At 71.2% G+C, this 22,406-nt stretch carries 23 protein-coding genes; 13 read left to right on the top strand and 10 right to left on the bottom strand.

Going from position 1 to position 22,406, the window contains the following annotated elements; genetic code table 11:
* Window positions 1–30: 30 nt before the first annotated feature.
* The gene (locus ASF96_RS16880; protein ID WP_156458779.1) at window positions 31–672 is read right to left on the bottom strand and encodes an ImmA/IrrE family metallo-endopeptidase; all 642 of its coding nucleotides are present in this window, start codon (window positions 670–672) and stop codon (window positions 31–33) included.
* A gap of 141 nt (window positions 673–813) precedes the next feature.
* Between ASF96_RS16880 and ASF96_RS17620 the strand changes: the two genes are divergently transcribed.
* Window positions 814–1,968 carry a zinc-ribbon domain-containing protein gene (locus ASF96_RS17620; RefSeq protein ID WP_442922483.1) on the top strand — a complete coding sequence of 385 codons (1,155 nt, stop codon included), beginning with the start codon at window positions 814–816 and terminating at the stop codon, window positions 1,966–1,968.
* 205 nt (window positions 1,969–2,173) lie between these two features.
* The gene (locus ASF96_RS16875; protein ID WP_156458778.1) at window positions 2,174–2,338 is read left to right on the top strand and encodes a hypothetical protein; all 165 of its coding nucleotides are present in this window, start codon (window positions 2,174–2,176) and stop codon (window positions 2,336–2,338) included.
* A 15-nt stretch (window positions 2,339–2,353) separates the two neighbouring features.
* Here ASF96_RS16875 and ASF96_RS08050 read toward each other — a convergent pair whose 3' ends face one another.
* Genes ASF96_RS08050 through ASF96_RS08035 form a run of 4 tightly spaced genes read right to left on the bottom strand, consistent with a single transcriptional unit; the run spans window position 2,354 to window position 5,709 of the window.
* Window positions 2,354–3,280, bottom strand: coding sequence for a nucleoside hydrolase (locus tag ASF96_RS08050; protein WP_055937939.1), 927 nt, complete (start codon window positions 3,278–3,280; stop codon window positions 2,354–2,356).
* Window positions 3,277–4,122, bottom strand: a complete 846-nt coding sequence (locus tag ASF96_RS08045; RefSeq protein WP_235560555.1) for a PfkB family carbohydrate kinase — start codon at window positions 4,120–4,122, stop codon at window positions 3,277–3,279. Before ASF96_RS08045 ends, ASF96_RS08050 begins: the two co-directional genes overlap by 4 nt.
* Before the next feature lie 55 nt (window positions 4,123–4,177).
* Window positions 4,178–4,675 (bottom strand): hypothetical protein, encoded by a 498-nt coding sequence (locus ASF96_RS08040; protein ID WP_156458777.1) that lies wholly within the window; start codon window positions 4,673–4,675, stop codon window positions 4,178–4,180.
* Between the two features lie 8 nt (window positions 4,676–4,683).
* Complete coding sequence (locus ASF96_RS08035) at window positions 4,684–5,709, bottom strand: FUSC family protein (RefSeq protein ID WP_055937933.1); 1,026 nt, start codon at window positions 5,707–5,709, stop codon at window positions 4,684–4,686.
* A gap of 298 nt (window positions 5,710–6,007) precedes the next feature.
* Here ASF96_RS08035 and ASF96_RS08030 point away from each other — a divergent pair, with 298 nt between their 5' ends.
* Entirely contained in the window at window positions 6,008–6,472 is a 465-nt protein-coding gene (locus ASF96_RS08030) for a DUF3817 domain-containing protein (RefSeq protein WP_055839837.1), read from the top strand.
* Window positions 6,473–6,542: 70 nt separating this feature from the next.
* Here the strand turns inward: ASF96_RS08030 and ASF96_RS08025 are convergent, their stop codons facing one another.
* The 5 genes from ASF96_RS08025 to ASF96_RS08010 are packed head-to-tail and all read right to left on the bottom strand — an operon-like array spanning window position 6,543 to window position 10,948.
* Window positions 6,543–7,097, bottom strand: coding sequence for a hypothetical protein (locus ASF96_RS08025; RefSeq protein WP_055839834.1), 555 nt, complete (start codon window positions 7,095–7,097; stop codon window positions 6,543–6,545).
* Window positions 7,098–7,149: 52 nt separating this feature from the next.
* Window positions 7,150–8,253 (bottom strand): class I SAM-dependent methyltransferase, encoded by a 1,104-nt coding sequence (locus tag ASF96_RS08020; RefSeq protein WP_055937930.1) that lies wholly within the window; start codon window positions 8,251–8,253, stop codon window positions 7,150–7,152.
* Window positions 8,254–8,281: 28 nt separating this feature from the next.
* Window positions 8,282–9,946 (bottom strand): alpha-keto acid decarboxylase family protein, encoded by a 1,665-nt coding sequence (locus ASF96_RS08015; protein ID WP_055937927.1) that lies wholly within the window; start codon window positions 9,944–9,946, stop codon window positions 8,282–8,284.
* A gap of 42 nt (window positions 9,947–9,988) precedes the next feature.
* Window positions 9,989–10,138: a hypothetical protein gene (locus ASF96_RS16870; RefSeq protein ID WP_013585971.1), complete on the bottom strand. Its 150-nt coding sequence runs from the start codon at window positions 10,136–10,138 to the stop codon at window positions 9,989–9,991.
* A 24-nt stretch (window positions 10,139–10,162) separates the two neighbouring features.
* The gene (locus tag ASF96_RS08010) at window positions 10,163–10,948 is read right to left on the bottom strand and encodes an EI24 domain-containing protein (RefSeq protein ID WP_055839935.1); all 786 of its coding nucleotides are present in this window, start codon (window positions 10,946–10,948) and stop codon (window positions 10,163–10,165) included.
* A 143-nt stretch (window positions 10,949–11,091) separates the two neighbouring features.
* Here ASF96_RS08010 and ASF96_RS08005 point away from each other — a divergent pair, with 143 nt between their 5' ends.
* From ASF96_RS08005 to ASF96_RS07960, 10 genes are all read left to right on the top strand, one after another.
* Window positions 11,092–11,928, top strand: a complete 837-nt coding sequence (locus ASF96_RS08005; RefSeq protein WP_055937924.1) for a hypothetical protein — start codon at window positions 11,092–11,094, stop codon at window positions 11,926–11,928.
* A gap of 94 nt (window positions 11,929–12,022) precedes the next feature.
* Window positions 12,023–14,548, top strand: a complete 2,526-nt coding sequence (locus ASF96_RS08000) for an ATP-dependent Clp protease ATP-binding subunit (RefSeq protein ID WP_055937921.1) — start codon at window positions 12,023–12,025, stop codon at window positions 14,546–14,548.
* 165 nt (window positions 14,549–14,713) lie between these two features.
* Window positions 14,714–15,595 (top strand): LLM class flavin-dependent oxidoreductase, encoded by an 882-nt coding sequence (locus ASF96_RS07995; protein ID WP_055937919.1) that lies wholly within the window; start codon window positions 14,714–14,716, stop codon window positions 15,593–15,595.
* On the top strand, window positions 15,592–16,368 hold the full coding sequence (locus tag ASF96_RS07990) for an LLM class flavin-dependent oxidoreductase (protein ID WP_055937915.1): 777 nt from the start codon (window positions 15,592–15,594) through the stop codon (window positions 16,366–16,368). The genes ASF96_RS07995 and ASF96_RS07990 overlap by 4 nt, the downstream gene beginning before the upstream one ends.
* A gap of 183 nt (window positions 16,369–16,551) precedes the next feature.
* The gene (locus tag ASF96_RS07985; protein ID WP_055939313.1) at window positions 16,552–17,313 is read left to right on the top strand and encodes a DUF1684 domain-containing protein; all 762 of its coding nucleotides are present in this window, start codon (window positions 16,552–16,554) and stop codon (window positions 17,311–17,313) included.
* 101 nt (window positions 17,314–17,414) lie between these two features.
* Window positions 17,415–18,947, top strand: coding sequence for an ABC transporter substrate-binding protein (locus tag ASF96_RS07980; RefSeq protein WP_055839815.1), 1,533 nt, complete (start codon window positions 17,415–17,417; stop codon window positions 18,945–18,947).
* A 32-nt stretch (window positions 18,948–18,979) separates the two neighbouring features.
* On the top strand, window positions 18,980–19,927 hold the full coding sequence (locus tag ASF96_RS07975) for an ABC transporter permease (RefSeq protein WP_235560554.1): 948 nt from the start codon (window positions 18,980–18,982) through the stop codon (window positions 19,925–19,927).
* Window positions 19,924–20,787: an ABC transporter permease gene (locus ASF96_RS07970; RefSeq protein ID WP_055937913.1), complete on the top strand. Its 864-nt coding sequence runs from the start codon at window positions 19,924–19,926 to the stop codon at window positions 20,785–20,787. The genes ASF96_RS07975 and ASF96_RS07970 overlap by 4 nt, the downstream gene beginning before the upstream one ends.
* Window positions 20,784–21,596 (top strand): ATP-binding cassette domain-containing protein, encoded by an 813-nt coding sequence (locus ASF96_RS07965; RefSeq protein ID WP_055937910.1) that lies wholly within the window; start codon window positions 20,784–20,786, stop codon window positions 21,594–21,596. The genes ASF96_RS07970 and ASF96_RS07965 overlap by 4 nt, the downstream gene beginning before the upstream one ends.
* On the top strand, window positions 21,593–22,348 hold the full coding sequence (locus ASF96_RS07960) for an ABC transporter ATP-binding protein (RefSeq protein WP_055937907.1): 756 nt from the start codon (window positions 21,593–21,595) through the stop codon (window positions 22,346–22,348). The genes ASF96_RS07965 and ASF96_RS07960 overlap by 4 nt, the downstream gene beginning before the upstream one ends.
* Window positions 22,349–22,406: the final 58 nt, after the last annotated feature.

Genomic DNA, 22,406 nt, shown 5'->3' with positions numbered 1-22,406 from the left:
GCGGGGGTGGATGAGAACTCGACGACCGCGTTACACGGCCAAGGTCAAGTGCGGCCGGTCATCCTGAGCGCCGAGCATTCGACGGACATGGGCGGGAGTCCAAGCTAGCTCGCGTGCAAGCTTGGGAATCGTTGTGCCTCGTTGCTCAGCCAACTCGACTGCCTTTGACAGAAGCGAAGGAAGTTCGCCAGGAAATCGGGCCACCGGCTCGTGGGGTATATCGATCTGATTGAGACGGATGTATCCGCGCCGGGCGGTGGCTTCGGAAACTTTACCGAGCTCTCTGCTGCGGTAGACGACAGAGCGCGGTTCGACGCCCCACTCTTCGCTGACCGCGAGCACGTCGGTCATGTCCAGCCGCGACTTCAGGCGAGACTCCATGACTCGAGCCGGCGTGAGGAACTCTGCGGCGAACATGTCTGCCTCCCGTTCAATGCGGCGACCGTCGTCTATCCAGCTGCCATCTTCCTGTACCGGTTGCTCGAAGACCCGCGGTTGCTCACCGGTGTCCTCGATCCGCGGAATGACCTCGACTCGGTAGAGAACGCTTTGGCTAAGCTGATCGCCATAGCGTTGCGCGCTCCCTTCCAGCGGGACCTCGTTCGGACGGTCAGGTACAGCTTGAGGTCCGACTTCTTCCGCGTTGCGCTGGCTTCCACGCCTGGTTGGCACGTCAGCGGCAAGGCCGCCTATCCACCCAAGCTTCTAGCACCACATGATCGGGACCTGTCCGGTATCGATTTCAAGAGGTGGCCCACTCGACGGTCAGGTATCGCTCCCGGGTTTCCGGGTTTTGATTCGCCAACGTCGCCGATGTACATCGTGCCCGCTGCGAAAGGGCGGTTTCGACACGAGTTTTGGTACAGCGCGACCGGTCATCAATACGACGAGCTGGGTAACGGCCATCGCAGTCCGAGCACCTGGATATGCAGGGCGGGACACGTATCCTCGGCCCTGCTCGCAACCCGACGCCGCTCGGGCAGAAACGGTTGTGGGGCTTGCGCCGGGCGGATCGCAGTTCCTGGCGTCACGGACATCGCCACCACAGACCCTCGCGTATTTGCGTACTGGGACCACTCCGCCAACCTTTTGGACGGGCTTCGTTACTGGGAGCAGACGACCGGACGCTCCCGCGCCGCCCATTGGAAGTGTTCGGAAGGACACTGCTTTCAACTTCCCATCGACTACTTCGTGGCAAACCCCCACTGCAAGCGTTGTGAGGTTTCGAATCAGCGGCGAGTCGACCTGACACAAGAGTTAGGGCACTTCTTGGCCTGGTGGGATGGTGTTGCCAACCCTGACCTTGACCCGCGCGACCTGGCCGTGTGGTCTGAGGAAGTGCACTGGAGATGTCCAGCGAAGCAACATCCATTCTCTGACACATTGGCCAATCTGCAACGCCGTGGCGGATATTGCCCCGTGTGCGTTCACCGACGGCTCGTTCGCGGGGTCAACGATTTGCAAACGCTGCACGCGGACGCTGCTGAGGAGTTCTCCCTCGCGTTTAATGGCGGGTTGACGCCTGATTTCGTGTGGCCAAACTCACCGACCCAATACCTCTGGGTATGCCGCGCAAAAGGGCACCTCTACCACCTGTCGCCACGAGAGCGCACCACACTCGGCATAGGTTGTACGAAGTGCACCGGCAGGCAGATCGTTCAAGGTGAGACTGACTTCGGGACCCTCAGGGCCGAGATTGCTGCTCGCTGGCACACCTCGGCAAATGGTTCCCTCAAGCCGGCGGACGTGCACCCGGGATCTCCGCGTCAGGTGTACTTCACGTGCCTCTGCGATGTTCCGTACAGATGCGAGGTTCGGTACATGCGAACTGATCGGTACTGCAGGCAGTGCACTGACCAGCTCCGACGCTGGGCACGGACGCGGCGTCTGGTTCTCGACGAGTTGTCCACAGCAGACAAATCCGCGCTGTGTGCTGACCGAGGGTACGACGACGTAGTCGTTCGTTGAAAGATGCAGTCATATGAGATTCGAGTCCTCAGCCGCGGAATTGCCGCTGCAAGAAACGGACGAAATTGAAAGAAACACGGCGAACCTACATCCCGGCACACCCCGCATCACCACGAAGCCCGCCCCGCGTCTCGCGAGGCGGGCTTCGTCGTTCTCACCGCAACGACCGACGCCCCGACCTCCCGACGCTCGTAAGCTGGACACCATGGCCCACGACGACGAACAGGAACAACGCGCACTGCGGTCGATCGAGGCCATCACCGCCGGCGCGAACATCGGCGACGAGGCGTTCCAGCTCGCGAACGAGTTCACCGACCGTCACACCGGTCGCATGACGGCCTGGTTGAAGCGCCGCTTGCACCGCTCCTGAACCGACGGCCGCACCTCAGCCCGGCCACTCCCGCGATTCCAGCCGTTCCAGCAGCACCTCGATCGCGGACCCCTCCATGCCGCGCACCCACCGCTGCGTCGACGAACCGCGCGACGACACCGTGCGCCCGCGCTCTCCGCGTTCGAGTCGCACCTCGACCTGTCCCGACGAGACGCTGACCCCGCGCAGCACTCCCGCGGCCACCATCGCGGCGAGCGGGTCGTGCAGCGCGCAGCGACGGTCGGGGAATACGCGGCCCGCGTAGAAGTCGAGGTACAACGGCAGCATCGCGGCCAACGCCTGAGGCAGAGCGCCGGGGATCGCTTCGAGACGCACGAGGTCGGTGGCATCCAGGGTCTGCGTCATCGTGACGTCGAGGGGGACGAGCGTGGTGTCCCAGTCCTGCGCGAGAACGACGGCGGCCGCTTCGGGGTCGTTGTGGATGTTCGCCTCGGCCCACGCGGTGACGTTGCCCGAGTGGGCGAACGCGCCGCCCATGACGACGAGACGGTCGAACCGGGCGACGCCGGGGGCCTCGGCGTACGCGGCGAGGTTCGTCAGCGGCCCGAGGGCGAGCACGGTGAGATCCGGATGCCGGGTGGCCGCGTGGTCGATCAGCTCGACGGCGGCGCGGGCATCGTGCGCCCGGGCGGCGGCGGTCAGTGCGATGCCGCCGAGCCCGTCGTCGCCGTGCACGTGGGGCGCGCCGCCGGCGTAGGCGCGGCCGCGGAAGTCGTGGGCGCCGACGGCCACGGGGATGTCGTTCTCGCCGGCGAGCTCGAAGAGCGAGAGGGTGTTGGCGGCGGCGCGGGCGGCATCCGTGTTGCCGGAGACCGTCGTCACCCCGACGATCTCGACGCTCGGTTCGGCCAGCAGGTACGCCAGGGCGAGGGCGTCGTCGATGCCGGTGTCGCAGTCGACGAGGATCCGGCGGCGGGTCATGCGGACGCTCCGTACGTGTCGAGGGGGCCGAGCGCCGGCTGCGAGGCCTCGTCGGCGACGGCCGCCGACCCCACCGCGCAGGCGCGCGCCAGGGCGTCGGCCTCGGCGTCTTCCCGGAGCAGCCCGACGACGAGAGCCGCGCAGAACGCATCGCCCGCGCCGACGGTGTTGCGCACGGTCGTGGCGACACCGGCGGCTGCGGCCACGAGCTCGCCGTGACGGAACAGCCGTGCGCCGTCGGCGCCGAGCGTCACGCAGAGCAGGGGAGCGTCGTGCACCTCGGGCAATTGCGCGTACTCGGTCTCGTTGACGATCACGAGGTCGCATCGCTCGAGCACTCCGGCGGGGAGCGGGCGGGCGGGGGCGGCGTTGAGGGCGAAGAAGCCGGCGGCGGCCGCGGCGGCCGAGACGACGGCATCCGACACCTCGAGCTGCATCAGCACCGCGGCGCCCGGCTCGATCCCGAGCGTCGTCGCGTCGATGGCGGCGTTCGCGCCGGCGCACACGACGATCGAGTTCTCACCCGTCGCGTCGACCACGATGAGGGCGGTGCCGGTCGCGGCCCCGGCGGTCTGCACGCCCGATGCGTCGACGCCGACCGCGGCGAGCCGATCCCGGATGCCACGACCGTCGGCGTCGTCGCCCACCGCGCCGATCAGCCGCACGGCGGCGCCCAGCCGGGCGGCCGCGACCGCCTGGTTGGCGCCCTTGCCGCCGGGGCCGCGTTGCAGCACGCCGTCGGCGACCGTCTCTCCGGCAGCGGGAGCGCGCTCGACGCGGGCGGTGAGGTCGACGTTGACGGCGCCGACGACGGTGAGGGGCGGGGAGGAACCGGGGGTCACGAGAACCCACCCTCGCACGACCCGCCGACAATCGGGGTGACGCGGCCGGACGGCCTCAGTGCAACAGCAGCTTCGCCACGATCAGCAGTCCCGAGATGACCACGGATCCGATCGCGGTGAGCACCACGGCGACGGCGGGGTAGCCGCGCAGCCGCGCTCCGGCGGTGGCGACGACGACGAGGTAGGCCATGGCCACGCCGACGCCCCAGAGCAGGGCCGTCTGCAGGTCGGCCCCCGCGGCGGACAGCGCGACGACCACCAGCAGTGGCAGGAAGGTCACCGAAACCATCGGCGCACCGACCGCGAGGTGGTGCCGGACGATCTGCCACGGACGCTTCGACGACACGTCGCCCAGCGAGTACGCGAAGACGTGGGTGGCGAAGTACACGACGTTGGTGAGCGCCACCACGGCGATCACGTCGCTGAGTTCGGCGTTGCCGAGACCGATGAGAGTGGATGCCGAGACGAGGGCGCCGTAGCATCCCGCGCTGATGCGTTCGGCGGCGTCGTGTCCGAGGGCGCGGCGCGCGGGCGAGTCGTGGTGGTCGTTCATGTCGGGGGTCACCCTAGCGAGGAACGGCGGCGGAGCACCGCCGACACGATCGCGACGATCGTTCCCACCGCGACGCCGATGATCGTCTCGATCACCCGGTCGCGCAGCAGCAGGTCGGGGCCCACCGGCGACGCGAGCGACACCATGAGCAGCGCGAGCGGGGTGATGAAGATCATCGCGATGCCGTAGTTGCGGCCGACGAACAGCTCGGCCCCGGCCTGCAGGGCGACGGCGATCACGATGACGAGCCACGGCGGCAGGTGCAGGGCGAGCAGTCCCGCCGCGATCAGCACGCCGAGCAGTGTGCCCACCAGTCGCTGCACCCCGCGGATGAGGCGCGCGGTCACGTGCGCCCCGCCGACGGCGGCGACGGCGCCGACCATGGCCCAGTACCAGTGGGTGCCGACCAGCAGTGCGCCGGCGATGCCCGCGAGCAGCGAGGCGACGCCGACCGTGGCGGTCATCTCCCACGCGACGGCGCCGATCGGCGGGCGCGGGCGGGCGGGACGCTGCCACGATCCGCGACGTACCACCACGGACACCGCCGAGACGAGCAGGCTCCACAGCACGCTCGCACCGCCGACGACCAGCACCGTGACGAACGTCGAGGCCGTGGCGGGGAAGCTCGCGGTCGCACCCGCGGCGAACACCGCGAACAGCGCTCCGGGCGGGTGCCACTGCTTGCGGTAGGCGAACAGCGTCACGGCCGCCGCGAGCACGGCGACGACCGCCACGCTCCCCAGCGCCGGGGTGGACAGGAACGACACGGCGGTGCCCACGAGCATCGATGCCAACAGCATGCCGCCGGCCGTCGCCTGCATGCGCAGGCGCACCCGCGGCACGTCGTTGCGGCCGTACAGCGCGGCGAAGGCGCCGAAGCTCGCGTAGACGCTGAGGTCGAGGCGACCGAGCAGCAGGAGCACCAGCAGCGGGACGCCGACGCTGATCACGGCACGCACAGCGACGCGATGATCGCCCTGTCGCGGTCCCACCCGGATGACTCCGGTCCACACGCGCCCCCGGGATTCCGCCATTGCTTCAGCCTACGCGCCGCGCAACGGGCGATCGGGGGACGGCGTCAAGGGTGTGGCATCCCTCTCACTTTCTGATGGTGTGGAGGAATGGATGCCGAACGCGAGAAGCCCCCGATCGAACCCGGCCCCGAGCCCGACACCTCGACCGCCGCCGAGGGGGAGAAGTCGGATCCCTCACTCGACGGCGAGGACCAGCCCATCGAGTGAGTCCTCATCGTCGTTCGACGTCGAACGGTCGGCGGGCATCGCCGCCGCGCAGTCCGTAGGGTGGGAGGCCCCGACCCGAACGAGGAGAGACGTGTTCCGCACGCCCCTGACCCTGTTTCGCACGCTCGCGATCGCCGAGGCGATCTCGTGGACACTGCTGATCGCGGGACTGATCCTGCGTGCCACGGCCGATCTGCCCATCGCGGTGTCGATCGGGGGCGGCATCCACGGTTTCGTGTTCCTCGCCTACGGCGCGACCGCGGTGCTCGTCGCCCTGAACCAGCGGTGGGGCCTCGGGCCCGCGGCGGTCGCGGTCGTGAGCGCCGTCATCCCCTACGCGACGATCCCCACCGAGATCTGGCTGCAGCGCAGCGGCCGCCTGCGCGGAGCCTGGCGTCGCGACGCGGGCGACGACCCGCGGGATCGCCGGCCGATCGACCGGCTGCTGCGCTTCTTCCTGCGTCGACCCTGGGTGCTGGCGGCGGTGCTGATCGCCGTGGTCGCCGTGGTGTTCGTGGTGCTGCTGGTCGTGGGTCCCCCGGGCGGTAAGGGCTGACACTCGTCGCCTGCGCGGGGTTGTGCGACGCTCGGTCGTCCGTCGGTGACTCCTCCTGCGGCTCCCGCACTCAGCGGACGAACGTGCGGGCGCTCGCCGAGGCGACCGTGCAGGTCGTGGTGAAGGTCTCGACCGTCCCCGACAGCGTGACCCGGGCGTTGCCGACCCCCGCGGGAACGACCACCCCGTCCGACGCGAGCGGGCTGCCGACCGCGGTCGCGAAGTGGTGCACGGTGTCACCCGCGCGTCCCGAGACCGTCAGGTCGAGCTCCATCCCCAGGATCGGACCGGTACGCGAGGCCACCCTCCACTCCACGGCGACGAGCCCCGCGCCGCGCCCGGTCGTTGTGAGGGTCAGCGATCCGCATTCCTCGCCGCCCACGGCCTCGGTCGGCAGTGGCCGGTCTTCGGGGGTGTCCTGCACGCCGCAGAGGTCGAGGTCGTGCATCTCGGCGTAATCGCGGCCGTTCGGCGTCACCCGCGAGCAGTCCGCCAGCAGGGCGACCGTGTCGCTCGCGCTCAGCGGGTCGAAGCGCGCCACGGCAGAGGCCGGGGCGGGGGAGCCGGTCGCCAGCGCGGCGCTGAGGACGCTCACGGCGACCGCGTACGCGAGGCGATGGTGCATGACAGCTCCTTCCCGGGCCTGAGGACCTCCGCCGTCCGCGGCGGCCGCGCACTCACGGTTTCGTCGACACCGTCACCGTGAACTTGCGATCGCGGGCGACCTGACGCGTGGGGCCCACCAGTCGGGTCAACGCCGGTCGGTACTGCAGGGCCGAGTTCCACACCGTCCACAGCTCGCCGCCGGAGCGCAGCACCCGGGCCGCATCCGAGAACATGCGGGGGGCGACTCCCTCGTGGATGGCGGCGCCCACGTGGAACGGCGGGTTCAGCGCGATGAACGAGGCGGAGGCCTCGGGTTGCGAGCGGAGAAGGTCGTCGCGCACGACCTCGATGCGGTCGGCGACGCCGTTCGCGTCGGCCGTCGCCCGCGCCGAGGCGACGGCGATCGCCGACTGGTCGCTCGCGATCACGCGAAGCGAGGGATGCCGTACGGCGAGGGCTGCGGCGACCGCGCCGGTGCCGCAGGCCAGGTCGATGGCGTCGTCGCCGCTCGGTGCCGGAAGGTGCGCCAGCAGCAGGCGGGTGCCGATGTCGATCGAGGCGCCGGCGAAGGCACCGCCGAACGCGCGGATCTCGAAACCGTCGACCGTGGCGCGCTCGGGCTGGGGCTCGGCGCCGTCGTGGGGGCCGCGGGCGAGGAGCACACGGGACTTCTGCCGGGCGTGAGAGACGTCGACCCGATCGAAGTACTCGCGCAGCACCTCGTTCATGGTGACCGTCATGTGCTTGAGGCGGCCGCCCGCGAACACGACGACATCGGGGTGCGCGTGCAGCGCGATCAGCCCGGCGAGGTCACGGAGCTCGCGCAGCGAGCGGGGGAGGCGCAGCAGCACGACGCGCGCGTCGGCGAGCAGAGCGGCATCCCGGTCCCGCGAGATGAACGTGTCGGACAGGCCCGCGGTCTCGGCGTTCGCCGCCAGGGCCTTCTCGCCGATGACGCCGTCCTGGTGCACTCGGATGCCACGGGCACCGGCGTCGGCCGCGGCGAGCGTGAGCGCCCCGTAGTCGTCGCCGATCACCACGAGCTGACCGTCGACGGCGGCGGCGCGGGCCTCGGCCGATTCGTCGAGGATCAGTCGATCAGCCGCGTCGGCGGCGTACAGCTCGGGCCCTTCGAGATCGGGCCAGCGGCGGAGGGTTTCGAAGGAGAAGGGCACCGTGCCACGGTACCCGCTGCTCCTGGCCTCAGGCGCGGCGGTTGGCCGCCGCCGCCGCGGAGGCCAGGTCGGCGAGCACGGGCGGCACGTCGTCGGACGGCACCACGGCCTGCACCAGCGTCAGCCCCGTCGCCGAGCGGGCGGTTGCCAGGGCCTCGGTCAGCGCGCCGACGGTGTCGACGCGCACGCCGACACTCGTGCCGGCGGGGTCCATGGCGGCGAGGAGGGCCGTCCAGTCCCACGTGGCGATGTCGTTGTACCGCTCGTGCAGCCCGTGGATCACCCGTTCGACGGTGTACCCGGCGTTGTCGACGACCACGATCACGGCGGGGATGCCCTGGCGCACGAGCGTGCCGAGCTCGCCGACCGTGAGCTGAGCGGCGCCGTCGCCGATGAGCAGTACGGGACGCCGTTCGGGGCGGGCGAGGGCCGCGCCGAGGATCGCGGGAAGGGTGAAGCCGATGGCCGCCCACAGCGGCTGTCCGCCGAAGACCACGCCGTGAGGGAGGCGTTCGCCGGCCATGCCGTAGAACGACGTGCCCTGGTCGGCGAGCACGGTGTCGCCGTCGCGCAAGAAACCGGCGATCTCGCGCCACAGTGCCGTCTGGCTCAGCGTGGCCGAGGGGTCGAGGGGCTCGCGTGCGGCCGGCACCCCGTCGACCGCGGGGGCGCGGAAGCGATCGCCCTGTGCGGCGAGGGCATCGGCGACGGCGTCGAGCGCGTCGCGCATCGCGAGCGGGCGGAAGTCGTCGTCTCCGACGCGCGTGTGCTCGCCGCGGATCTCGACCGTGCGTGCCGGATCGATGCGCTGCGAGAAGAACCCGCTGGTGAGGTCGGTGAACTGCACACCCGCCATGACGAGCAGATCGGCGGTCTCGATCCCGTCGCGCACGGCGGGGGCACTGGCTGCGCCGAGGTATGACCCCAGGTAGGCCGGAGCCGACTCGTCGACGACTCGGCGCCCCCACAGCAGCGAGGCGTGCGGCACGCCCTGCGCGAGCACGCGGTGCAGGGACGGTTCGGCCGACAGACGCGCGACGAGGATGTCGGCGAGCACCGAGACCGAGTCGGCCACCTCGAGGCGGGCACCCAGCGCATCGCGGAACCGGGCCAGCACGGCGGGGTCGGTGACGACGTCGGGGGCGGGGAGCGCGGCGGCCGGGGGAGAAGCCGGAGCCTCGCTCACATCGGCCGGGATGAGCAGATAGCCCGGCAGGCGCCGATGGCGCACCTCGGCGAGCACACGGTCGATCTGGGTCGTGGCATCGGTCGCCGACAGCACCTCGTGCGCCGCGGTGACCTCGGCGGTCATGCGGGCGAAGTGGCCGAAGTCGCCGTCGCCGAGCGAGTGGTGGCTCGCGCGTCCCGCCGCCTGGACGGCGGTGGTCGGTGCGCCGACGACGTGGAGCACGGGAACGTGCTCGGCGAAGCTGCCCGCCACCGCGCTGATGGCCGAGAGCTCACCCACGCCGAACGTCGTGCTGAGGGCCCCGAGACCGTGCAGGCGGGCATAGCCGTCGGCGGCGTATCCGGCACCGAGCTCGTTCGCGCATCCCACCCACTCGATCAGCGGATGCCGCTCGACATGGTCGAGGAACGCGAGGGTGAAGTCACCGGGAACGCCGAACAGATGACGGACGCCCGACTCGGCGAGCCGATCGAGCAGGTAATCGGCCACCGTGTACGTCGACATCGTCGCCCGCGCTCTCTGCCGTGTGCCGTGCCGCCGAGCGGCTTACCGGGTGCCGAAGTGGAAGGGGAGAGCCAACGACGCCGAGACCAGGATGATGCCCAGGGCGAAGAACAGCGCGGGGGCTGCGAGCGAGAACGAGAGGCCGGTGAGCAGCATGCCCCCGACGAACAGGATGAGCGAGACGATGAACATGAAGATCCCTTCGGTCGGTCCAGGCTATCGCGCCGGGTCGGCCGGCGGGACCGCGACGGGGCGCGGCGCGGCGGGTCGACGGGGCATCTCGTCGAGAGCGGCGTGCGCCCAGAGGGTGCTGCCCGCGACGGCGGCGGGCATGACCGCGACGGCACCGAGGGGCACCAGGAAGCACAGCTGCGTGGCGACCCCGAAACCGAGGGCGCGAGCGCGATGCGCGCGCAGGATGTCGCGGCGCGCACGGCGATCGAGACCCCGCGCCGACAGGGCGCGCGAGGTGAGCTCGTCGGCGAGCAGCCAGCCGGTCAGCACCACTCCGGTGACGAAGCCCAGGACGCCGCCGACGAAGGGGATGAGCCCGAGCAGCCAGGCCGCAGCTGCGGCGAGGACGCCCCGGGAGATCAATCGGACGCTGTCGCCCACGGCGCGCCAGAACCCGTAATCGGTGTCGGGGACGCGACCCGTATGACTGCGTTCCGTGGCGCGCCAGATGCGGTCGTAGAACGGCTCGCCGACCAGCAGCGTGACGGCGGTGAACGACACGACGACGAGCAGCAGGGCCGCGCCGAACGACGCGAGGCCCAGGGCGGTGCGGGCCGCGTCGGCCCAGAACGGTACCCAGTCGTCGGCGAACGGCGTCCAGCCCACGACGAGGCCGGGCAGAGCGAAACCCCACGCGACGAGAGCTGCGGCGAAGACCAGGCCGACCACCGTTCCCGGGATGAGTCCGAGGGCCATCGCGCCGGGCGTGCGGCGCCACTGACCGAGGCCGCGGGCCAGGAGCCCGGCGCCGGAGAGGAATTCGCGCATGCCGACGAGTGTGGCAGAACCCCCCGACATCACAGGCGACCCTTGCGCGTCCCCGCCCCTCGCGGTGCCTCCGGTCCTCCCGCGCTTCTCCGGGGCCCGGGCGCCTCGGTGACGATGTCGGAAGCCGCTGCCACGATGTCGGTATGCGCCTTCGCACGACGTCCACGCAGCGCACGTACCGGTACGTGCGCCTGGCGCTGATCGGCGCGACGGTCTTGCTCGCCCTCTCGGTCGGGATCGAGATCGCGGGCGGCGACCCGCTGCCGTCGATCAGCTCGGCGTACTACACGCCCGCCGGACCGGTGTTCGTCGGGGCGCTGAGTGCCATCGCCCTCGCGCTGCTGGCGCTGTCGGGGCGGAGTCTCGAGCAGGCTCTTCTCGACGTCGCCGCGGTCCTCGCCCTCGCGATCGCCTACCTGCCCACGGCGGTCGCGGGGCCCGGCTCGGGCTGCCCCGGGGCGACGGCATGCGTTCCCGACGCGGTGGTGCCGACCGTGGTCAACAACGCCGTGGCCGTGGCATCCGTCGTGCTGCTCGGGGTCATCGCCGCACTGATCCTCGCCCGGGTGCAGGGCACGACGAGTCGCGGGGTGACGCTGACGGCGGCGACGGTCGCGGGGCTGGTGGTCGCCGGTGCGGTCTGGGCGGGGGTGTCGCCGACGTCGTTCTTCGTGATCGCGCACGAGGCGGCCGCCGTGGGGTTCTTCCTCCTCATCGCCGCCGTCGCCGCCCTCGCCGCGTGGCGCCCGCATCCGCGCTCGTCGCGCGGACGGGGGGTCCGCCTCGCGTACGGCGCGGTCGCCGCGGCCATCGTTCTGACGCTGGCGGTTCTCGTGGCGGCGCTGCTCGCGGGCGTCGACACGTCGGTCGTCCCGGTGATCCTGTGGGGGGAGGCCGTCGCCGTGGGGCTCTTCGCGGTGTTCTGGCTGGTGCAGACCATCGAGTTGTGGAACGAGGTCGATCCGACGTTGCGGTCGTGACCGGGAATACGCCGCGAGCAGCGGCGTTACCTTGATACGTCGACGCTCAAGTATCAAACTTGAGTCCGTTGCACTCACGTATCAGGAGACGGAATTGCCCGAGAATGTCACCCCCGGCGCCGCAGACGACGGCGCCCAGTCGTTCGACGAGTTCCTCGCGCGCTACCTGGCGGGCGAGCAGGCGCGTGCCGAACGCTCGATCGATCTGAGCCGCTTCCTCAGCGCCCGCACTCAAGACGCGCTGCAGGCCGCCGGCCGCTTCGCGCTCGGCCGCGGCCAGCGCGAGCTCGACGCCCTGCACGTGCTGCACGTCCTCGTGGGACGATCCCCCGCGAACGACGCCGTCGCGCGCCTGGGAGCCGACCCCGCCGCCATCGCCCGAGCGGCCGAGAGCCGTCTGCCGGCGGCCGGTCCCGCCGCCGACGTCGACGGGGCGGTCGTCGCGGGTTCGGTGCAGCGCGCGCTGTTCCACGCTTTCCAGGTCGCCCGCGCGGCCGGATCGACCTACGTCGACCCCGACCACCTCTTCTTCGCCCTCGTCCTCGCCCAAGACGCCCCCGCCGGCCAGATCCTCGCCCAGGCCGGCGTCACCGCCGAAGCCCTGACCCAGGGCGTGCGCGAGACCGTCGTCGGCGGCGACGAGGTCGACGCGCCCGCCGAGTCGGCATCCGTCACCCCGAACCTCGACCGCTTCGGCACCGATCTCACGGCGCGCGCGGCCGCGGGCGCACTCGACCCCGTGATCGGGCGCTCCGACGAGATCGAGCAGACCCTCGAGATCCTCAGCCGTCGCACGAAGAACAACCCCGTGCTCATCGGCGAGGCCGGCGTCGGAAAGACCGCCGTCGTCGAGGGACTCGCGCGGGCGATCGTCGCCGGCGACGTGCCCGAGCAGCTGCGCGACACGCGCGTGGTCTCGATCGATCTCGCCGCCATGCTCGCCGGAGCGCGGTACCGCGGCGACTTCGAAGAGCGCCTCACCCAGACGCTCGACGAGATCGCGGCATCCGACAAGCTCGTGGTCTTCATCGACGAGGTGCACACGCTCGTCGGTGCGGGCGGCAGCGGCGACGGGTCGATGGATGCCGGCAACATCCTCAAGCCCCGCCTGGCCCGCGGCGACGTGCACCTGATCGGCGCCACCACCCTGCGCGAGTACCGCACGATCGAGAAGGACCCCGCGCTCGAGCGCCGCCTGCAGCCCGTGCGCGTGGGGGAGCCGTCGATCCCGGATGCCGTGGAGATCCTGCACGGGCTCCGCGCGGCCTACGAGCAGCACCACGCCGTGTCCTACACCGACGACGCCCTCCGGGCCGCCGTCGAGTTGAGCGACCGGTACCTGCCCGACCGCGTGCTGCCCGACAAGGCCATCGACCTCATCGACCAGGCGGGCGCCCGTCTGCGGCTGAAGCTGGGCGTGCGCGTCGACACCACGGATCTGCTCGCCCGACTCGCGACCCTCGAGGCCGACAAGAACGCCGCCGTGTCGGCCGAGCACTACGAGGAAGCCTCACGTCTGCGAGACGAGATGGCCGACGTGCAGGCGCGGCTCGACGCGGCCACCACCCGGCCGCGATCGGCGGCGGTGGTGGACGAGCCCGAGATCGCCGCGGTGATCAGCCGGTCCACCGGGATTCCCGTCGCTCGCCTCACGGCCACCGAGCGCGGCCGCCTGTCGCAGTTGGAGGACGAACTGCACGCCCGGGTCATCGGGCAGGACGATGCCGTCGCGGCCGTCGCCAAGGCCGTGCGCCGCAACCGCACGGGCATGGGGGATGAGAGCCGTCCCGTCGGATCGTTCCTGTTCCTCGGCCCCACCGGCGTCGGGAAGACCGAACTGGCGAAGGCACTGGCGGGCTCGCTCTTCGACGACGACGCCGCCGTGATCCGATTCGACATGAGCGAGTTCGGCGAACGTCACACGGTGTCGCGGCTGATCGGTGCCCCTCCCGGATACGTCGGCTACGACGAGGCCGGCCAGCTCACCGAGCGCGTGCGTCGCGCTCCCTACTCGGTGGTTCTCTTCGACGAGATCGAGAAGGCCCACCCCGACGTCTTCACCCTGCTGCTGCAGGTGCTCGACGACGGTCGTCTCACCGACGGCCAGGGGCGCACGGTCGACTTCCGCAACACCGTGATCGTGATGACCTCCAACCTGGGCGCCGAGGTGCTGGCATCCCGTTCCGGGGCGATCGGTTTCACCACGACCGGCCGCGAGTTCGCCGACGACGATCTGCGCGATCGCGTGATGGGAAAGCTCCGCGAGGCCATGCGGCCCGAGTTCCTCAACCGCATCGACGACATCGTGCTGTTCCGCAAGCTCGAGAAGACGCAGCTGCGCCGGATCGTGCGCCTGCTGCTCGACGCGACCTCGCGGCGGCTCTCGGCACGGGGCGTCGCGCTCGACGTCACCGACGCGGCTGTCGACCGGCTGGCCGAGGTGGGCTACGAGCCCGAGTACGGTGCCCGGCCCCTGCGCCGCGTCATCCAGCGCGAGGTCGACGATCGCGTCGCCGACCTGTTCGTGTCGGGAGAGCTGGTCGACGGCGGAGCGGTGACGGTGGACGCCACCCCCACGGGCTTCGTGGTCGGGGCGGCCGCACAGGCGCTCGCGGCGTAAGACAGGACGAACGCCCCGGGACGTCGGTCCCGGGGCGTTCGTCGTCCGTGCGTGCGCCGCAAGGGTGGTCCCTCGGATGGCCCGGCCCGTGAAGGACCCAGCCGGATCGGCACGACGCGCGCCACCCCCTCGCCCGATGTCGGAGGGGCCCGGCAGAGTAGACGCATGAGTCGTATCGGCACGATCTTCAGCCCGTACCCGCACCCGCCCGAGAAACTGCGTGACGCTGCGCGCGCGGCCGAAGACGCGGGGATCGACGAGCTGTGGCTCTGGGAGGACTGCTTCCGCTCGTCGGCGTGGGCGGCCGCCGCCGCGGCGCTCGCCGTCACCGATCACCTGCGCATCGGCATCGGCATCGCCCCCCTGCCGTTGCGCAACGTCGCCGCCTCGGCGATGGAGGTCGCCACGATCGAGCGCATGTTCCCCGGGCGACTGCTGCCCGGCTTCGGCCACGGGGTGCAGGACTGGATGCGACAGGTCGGGGCGAAGGCCGCCTCGCCCCTGACGCTCATGCAGGAGCACCTGCCGGCCCTGCGGTCTCTGCTGGCGGGCGAGACGGTGAGCACCGAGGGACGCTACGTGAAGCTGCGCGACGTCGCTCTCGACTGGCCGCCCGCTCAGGCGCCGCTCGTGTACGCCGCGGCCGAGGGGCCCAAGACACTGGCGCTCGCGGGTGCCGTGGCCGACGGGGTGGTGCTCGACAGCAGGCACACCGTCGCCGAAATCGCCTCCGCGGTCGCGACCGTGCAGGCAGGGCGGGCCGAGGCCGGCCGCGAGGGTCGGGCCGACATCGTGGCCTACGTGCTCACCGCCTTCGGTCCCGACGCCCGCGCTCGTGCCACCGCGGTGCTCGCCGATCGCGACGATGCCGCCGACCGGGTCCTCGCCGGCTCGGTGTCCGAGGTCGCCGAGGGGGTCGCGCGCTTCCAAGCGGCCGGCGTGGACGACGTCGTGCTCCTGCCGACCGACGACGTCGACCTGGCGGCGTTCTTCTCGGCGGTGGGCCAGGTCGCGGTGGCCGTCCCCCGCGCCGGAGGCGTCTCGTGACGCGGGGTGCCGTCTCTCTCGGTCTCGCCGGCTCGCTGGGCCCCGAGGCCATCGCCGAGATCGCGCCTGCGGTCGAGAGCGCCGGCTTCGACACGCTCTGGATCAACGACACCCCCGACGGCGATGCCCTCGCCGCCCTCGCGGCCGCGGCCCGCGTGACCGAACGCCTGCGTCTGGCCACGGGCGTCGTTCCCGTCGACCGGCGCCCCGCCGACGAGATCGCCGCCGCGGTGGCATCGCTCGGTCTTCCGCTGGACCGCCTGACCCTCGGCATCGGCTCGGGGATGGCGAAGCAGGGCGCGCTCGCGCGGGTGCGCGGGGCCATCGAGGTGCTGCGCGCCGCGGGTATCCCACGGGTGCTCGTCGGGGCGCTGGGCCCGAAGATGCGTCGCACGGGCGCCGAGCACGCCGAGGGCGTGCTGCTGAACTGGGTGCCGCCCACCGAGGCGCACGCGCAGTCCGAGGCGCTGCACACGGTCGCTCCCTCCGCGCACGTCGCGGTCTACGTGCGCACGGCGATCGACTCGGCCGCGCGCGAGCGTCTCGACGTCGAGACGGCCCGTTACGCCTCGTTCCCGAACTACGCGGCCAACTTCGCACGGATGGGGGTGGATGCCGTCGACACGACGATCCGCGATGCCGCCGAGCTGGGTGACGCGCTCGCGGCGTACACGGCGGCCGCCGACGAGGTCGTGCTGCGCGCGATCGTGCCCGAAGACACCGTCGAGGCGTACGTCGACTTCGCCCGGCGCGTGGCCCCTGGCCCCGGCTGAGCGATCCGGCGCGCCGGAGGGCGGGCAGGTGCCACCGCGTACTCCCGGCGGGCGCCGCCGTCACGGAGCGCACCTCGGCTGTGGCAACGGATCGCGCGGTCGAGTCACCGGACGGGCTCCGGAACGGAAACAGTCCGTCACGGAATTTCTCGCGACGGGCGCGGCGTTGTGAGACTGATGATGATGTCCTCCTCGCCCCCCACCTCCTCGAACGACACGGCTCCGGCCGCCCACGCCCAGTGGATCTCCGCGCGCCACGCCGCCGTCACCGCCCCGCAGGGGCCGCTCGCTCTCGTGCTGACCCACTGGTCGCCCGCCGGCACCCCGGCCGTCGACGACGCCGCCGCCCGCGCGGGTCATCCCGACGACGCGCTGCTCACCCGCCTGCAGCGCGCCGACATCGACTCGGGCGAGACGCAGCAGGGGTACCGCATCTGGCGGCGCGATTCCCCCGCCAACCAGGCGTTCGAGGTGATCGAGACCTACGACTACGACCCGTCGTGGGTTCTGCGGGGACGTTTCGAGCTCGTCGACGAAGAGCGCGTGGTTCCGTTCGAGCACATTCGCGACGACGGTGCGACGCGCGCCCTCCCCGTCTCGGGCGACCTGGTCTTCGAGGTCGACGGTCGCGAGTTCCGCCTGGCCGCCTTCGACACGACCTACGCGGGCACGGCCAAGCTGCAGCTGGTCTTCGGCGACACGACCAATGGCGTGGAGAGCTACGGCGCCGGGCGTTTCCTCTTCCTCGACCGCCCGGCATCCGACCGCCCCCTGGCCGCGGGGGAGAGCGTCGAGATCGACGTCGACTTCAACCGCGCCATCGTCCCGCCGTGCGGCTTCTCCAGCCAGATGAACTGCCCGCTTCCGCCCGCGCAGAACCGTCTGCCGTTCCCCGTTCGCGCGGGCGAGAAGCGCGTGCGCTTCGAGGGCGACTTCCACCCGTGACCCGATCCGGATGCCGGTAGCCCCTGGCATCGCTCACCCCGCTCCACCCGCGCCCACAGCACTCGGCGCGTCCCCGCCCCTCACCACCAGAAGGAATCGACGTGTCCTCACGCTTCCGCTCCACCCGCCTCGGCGCCGCCATCGCGGTCGCCACCGCCGGACTGCTCGTGCTCGCCGGATGCGCCGCCGGAGGCGGCTCCGCCTCGGGCGACGGCTCCGCCTCGGGCGGTGCGTCCGACCCGCAGGCCGAGATCGTCGTCGGCTCGCAGAACGAGCCCACCAACCTCGACCAGATCTTCGGCGGGTCGTCGGGCGTCACCGAGGTGTTCACCGGCAACGTCTACGAGGGTCTGTTCAAGATCACCGACGACGCCGAGGTCGAGCCCCTGCTCGCGGCCGAGACCGCGGTGTCGGATGACGGCCTGACCTACACGTTCACGCTGCGCGACGCCACCTTCCACTCGGGCAAGGCCCTCACCGCCGCCGACGTGGTCTACAGCCTGGAGCGCTTCATCGGCGACGACTCCATCGCCGCGCGCAAGCGTCAGCTGAGCGTCATCGACACCGCGACCGCGGTGGACGATTCGACGGTCGAGGTGACGTTGAAGCAGCCGTCGATCAGCTTCACCTACAACCTCGGCTACGTCTGGATCGTCAACTCCGAGGCGGGCGACCTCACCGCCACCGCCGACGGCACCGGCCCCTACGAGCTGGCCGACTACCGCAAGGGCGACTCGATCAGCCTCGACGTGTTCCCCGACTACTGGGCGGACGCGCCCGCCAACGGAGGCGTCGTCTACCAGTACTACGCCGACCCCACCGCGCTGAACAACGCGCTGCTCACCGGCGCCGTCGACCTCGTCACGAGCCAGGCCAACCCCGACAGCCTGGCCGAGTTCGAGGCGGCGGGTTTCCAGATCATCGAGGGCACCTCCACCACCAAGGAGCTGCTCGCCTTCAACGACCGCATCGAGCCGTTCAACGACGTGAAGGTGCGCAAGGCGATCTACTCGGCGATCGACCGGCAGAAGCTGCTGGATGCCATCTGGGACGGCCGCGGCCAGCTCATCGGTTCGATGGTCCCGCCGTCGGAGCCGTGGTACATCGACCTCGCCGACAACAACCCCTACGACCCGGCCCTCAGCGCGCAGCTGCTCACCGAGGCGGGGTACGCGGGCGGGTTCACGTTCTCGATCAAGACGCCCGACTCGGGCGTGCACTCCACGGTCGCCGAGTTCCTGAAGTCGGAGCTGGCCAAGGTCGGCATCACGGTCGACATCGAGATCATCACCGACGACCAGTGGTACCAGCAGGTCTACACCGACAAGGACTTCCAGGCGACGCTCCAGGGCCACGTCAACGACCGCGACATCAACTTCTACGGCAACCCCGACTTCTACTGGGGCTACGACAACGCCGATGTGCAGCGGTGGCTGGCGGAGTCCGAGGCGGCCGGCAGCGTCGAGGAGCAGACCGCGCTCATCCGTCAGGTCAACCAGCAGATCTCCGACGATGCCGCGAGCGTCTGGCTGTACCTCAACCCGCAGCTGCGCGTGGCCGCGCCCGGCGTGACGGGCGTGCCCGAGAACGGCCTGAACTCGCTGTTCTACGTCTACGGCATCCAGAAGGCCTGATCATCGGGCGATATCTGATTCGACGGACAGGATTGCTGCTGCTGGCGTTCGCGCTGGCCGTGGTGATCCTGTTCGTCGTGCTGCGCGTGCTCGGCAATCCCGTCTTCGCTCTCATCTCGGTGGGGGCGACGGATGCCGAGATCCAGGCGGCGGCAGCCCGGTTGGGCGTCGACCGGCCGATCTGGGTGCAGTTCGCCGACTACGTCGGCCAGCTCGCGACACTCGATCTGGGGCAGAGCTTCACCAACCGACTGTCGGTGGGAGACGAGATCCTCCGCCGGCTCAACGTCACCCTGCCGTTGACGCTGCTGTCGTTCGCGCTGTCGGTCATCATCGCGGTACCGGTCGGGTTCCTCGCGGCGTGGAAGTCGCGCACCTGGTACGGCACCACGTTCTCGGCCTTGTCGCAGCTGGGCGGAGCCGTGCCGGTGTTCTGGGTCGGCATCCTGCTCGTGGGCGTGCTCTCGCTGAACTGGCGGCTATTCCCCGCCGGTGGCTTCCCCCGTCGCGACTGGGAGGATCCGGGAGCCGCTCTGTTCGCCCTGACCCTTCCCGTGCTGACCATCGCCATCGTCGCCGGCAGCGACCTGGCCCGCTACGTGCGCAGCGCGACGCTCGACGTGCTCGGCCAGCAGTACCTGCGCGCCGCCCGGGCCACGGGGCAGAGCTTCTCGACGGCGCTGTGGCGACACGGCATCCGCAACGGGGTCGTGCCGGTGATCTCGATCCTCGCCATCCAACTGTCGACGACGTTCGTCGGCGCGGTCATCATCGAGCGCGTGTTCGCCCTCCCCGGACTCGGGGATATGCTCCTCGTCGCCATTCGCGAGCAGGACTTCCCCAGCGTGCAGGGAGTGATCCTGTTCTCGACCGCCCTCGTGCTGCTGCTGGGCTTCGTCGCCGACGTCGCTCAACGTCTCATCGACCCGCGCCTGCGGGGGACGCTGTCGGGCAACCGCCGGGCGAAGGCCGTCGCATGAGCGCCGTTCCCCCCGTCGTCATCGTGGCGCAGCGCCCCGCCCCCCGGCGTCGCCGCTCGCTCAACCTGACCATCGGCGCCGTCTTGTTCGGCGCGATCGCGGTCATCGCGATCGTCTCGTCGTTCTGGACCCCGTTCGCCCCCGAAGACACCGGCGGTGGCCGTCTGCTCCCACCGGGCGCGGAGCACTGGGCGGGCACCGACCGGCTCGGTCGCGACCTCTTCTCTCAGCTGATGATCGGCGCGCGCCTGGCGATGCTCGTGGGCGTCGGGTCCGTCGTGATCGCCGCGGTCGTCGGTATCGTCGTCGGCCTCGTCGCCGCGGTGACCGGTCGCGTGATCGACGACGCGATCTCGAGCCTTCTCGACATCGCGATCGCCTTCCCCACCCTGCTGCTGGCCATGCTCATCGTCGCGTGGCGCGGAGCGTCGGTGGAGTCGGCGATCCTCGCGATAGGGCTCGCCGGATCCGCCGTGATCGCGCGGCTGACCCGCGTCACGGCCGTTCGGGTGCTCGGGCGGGATTTCGTCACGGCAGCCCGCACGTCCGGCACCGGCACCTTCGGCATCGTCTGGCGGCACGTGCTTCCGAACGTCTGGCCGACGCTGATCGTGCCGCTGGCCCTCCAGTTCGGCGGCGCCGTGATCGCCGAGGCGTCCCTGTCGTACCTCGGCCTGGGCTCGCCGCCGCCGAACGCGTCCTGGGGCCGCATGCTGCAGGAGGCCCAGAGCACCGTGACGATCGCTCCGACGGCGGCGCTGCTCCCCGGCATCCTGCTCGTCGCCACGATCGTCGGCATCAACCTGCTCGCCGACGGCGTGCGCGATGTCGCCGACCCCGCCTCGAGGAGCATCCGATGACCGCGCCCCTGCTCGAGTTCGATGACCTCGGCGTCGATCTCGACGACCGCGCCCTCGTCGAATCCATCTCGCTCTCGGTCACCCCGGGCGAGCGGGTCGGCATCATCGGCGAGTCCGGGTCGGGCAAGTCGCTCACCGCCCTCGCCGCGCTGGGCCTGCTCGCCCATCCGCTCCGTGCCCGCGGAGCGGTTCGCGTCCGCTCGTCGGAGGGCGTCGTGGATGCCGTGACGGCATCGCAGCGCACGCTCGACGGCGTCCGGGGCACGGTCCTCGGCGCGGTGTTCCAGGAGCCGTTGGCCTCGCTCGATCCGCTCATGCGCGTGGGCGGACAGCTCGCCTGGCCCCTGCGCCGGCACCGGGGACTGCGCGGCGATGAACTGAAGCGCGCCGTCCTCGACGCGCTCGCCGACGTGAAGCTCGCCGAGCCCGAGCGCGTCGCGCGGTCGTACATCCACGAGATCTCGGGCGGCCAACGCCAGCGCGTCGCGATCGCCCTCGCCCTGGCGGGCTCTCCCGACCTGCTCATCGCCGACGAGCCGACGACCGCCCTCGACGTGACGGTGCAGGCCGGCGTCCTCGATCTGCTGCAGCGCGAGGTCACCGAACGCGGCATGGCGCTGTTGTTCATCAGCCACGACCTCCCCGTGGTCACCAGGATGACCGACCGGGTGCTCGTGATGAAGGGCGGGCGACAGATCGAGGTCGCCGACACCGCGACGCTCGTCTCGGCGCCGGTCGAGCCCTACACGCGCGAGCTCGTCGCCGCATCCCGCGCCCTCGACGATCTGCTGCCGAAGGAGACGCGATGACGGTCCCCATCCTGTCGCTCGATCACGTCGACTTCGCGTACCGGGCCGACCGCCCCGTGCTGACAGACGTGTCGTTGGCGATCGCCCCCGGCGAGAGCGTCGGCCTGGTGGGGGAGTCGGGAGCCGGCAAATCGTCGCTGCTGCAGCTCGCGCTCGGACTCCGCGCGCCCACGAGAGGCGCCGTCCACTTCGAGGGCGCGCCGCTGCCCGCTCGCCGCGTGGCGCTGCGGGCCTTCCGCCGGGCCGTGCAACCGATCTACCAAGACCCCTTCTCGTCGCTCGACCCGCGCATGAAGGTCGGCGACGCCATCGCCGAACCGCTGCGATCGCTCGGCATCGAGGGCGACCGGCGCGCCCGGGTGGCGGGCCTGCTCGCCGACGTGGGTCTGCCCGCCGACGCGGCCGAGCGCTACCCCGACGCGTTCTCGGGCGGCCAGCGGCAGCGGATCGCCATCGCCCGCGCGCTCGCCCCGTCGCCGCGGTTGCTGCTGGCCGACGAGCCCGTCAGCGCCCTCGACACCAGCGTGCGCATGCAGGTGATCGACCTGCTCCGCTCGCTCGCCCGCGAGCGCGGCATCGGCATGCTGCTCGTCTCGCACGACCTCACGATCGTGTCGGCCCTGTGCGCGCGGATCGCCGTGCTCGAGGGCGGCCGGATCGTCGAGGTGGGCGAGACGGCCGAGGTGCTCTCGCGCCCGCAGCATCCCTACACGGCCAGACTGCTGGCCTCGGTACCGAGGCTTCCCCTCTGAGCCGAACGGCCCGGAGCGGCGGCGTCGGGCGCGCGGGGCGCACGGCGACGGGCGTCTC

It is taken from the genome of Microbacterium sp. Leaf179 (assembly GCF_001423785.1).
In the GTDB taxonomy this organism is placed as follows: domain Bacteria; phylum Actinomycetota; class Actinomycetes; order Actinomycetales; family Microbacteriaceae; genus Microbacterium.
This window is presented reverse-complemented; position numbering and strand designations above follow the sequence as displayed.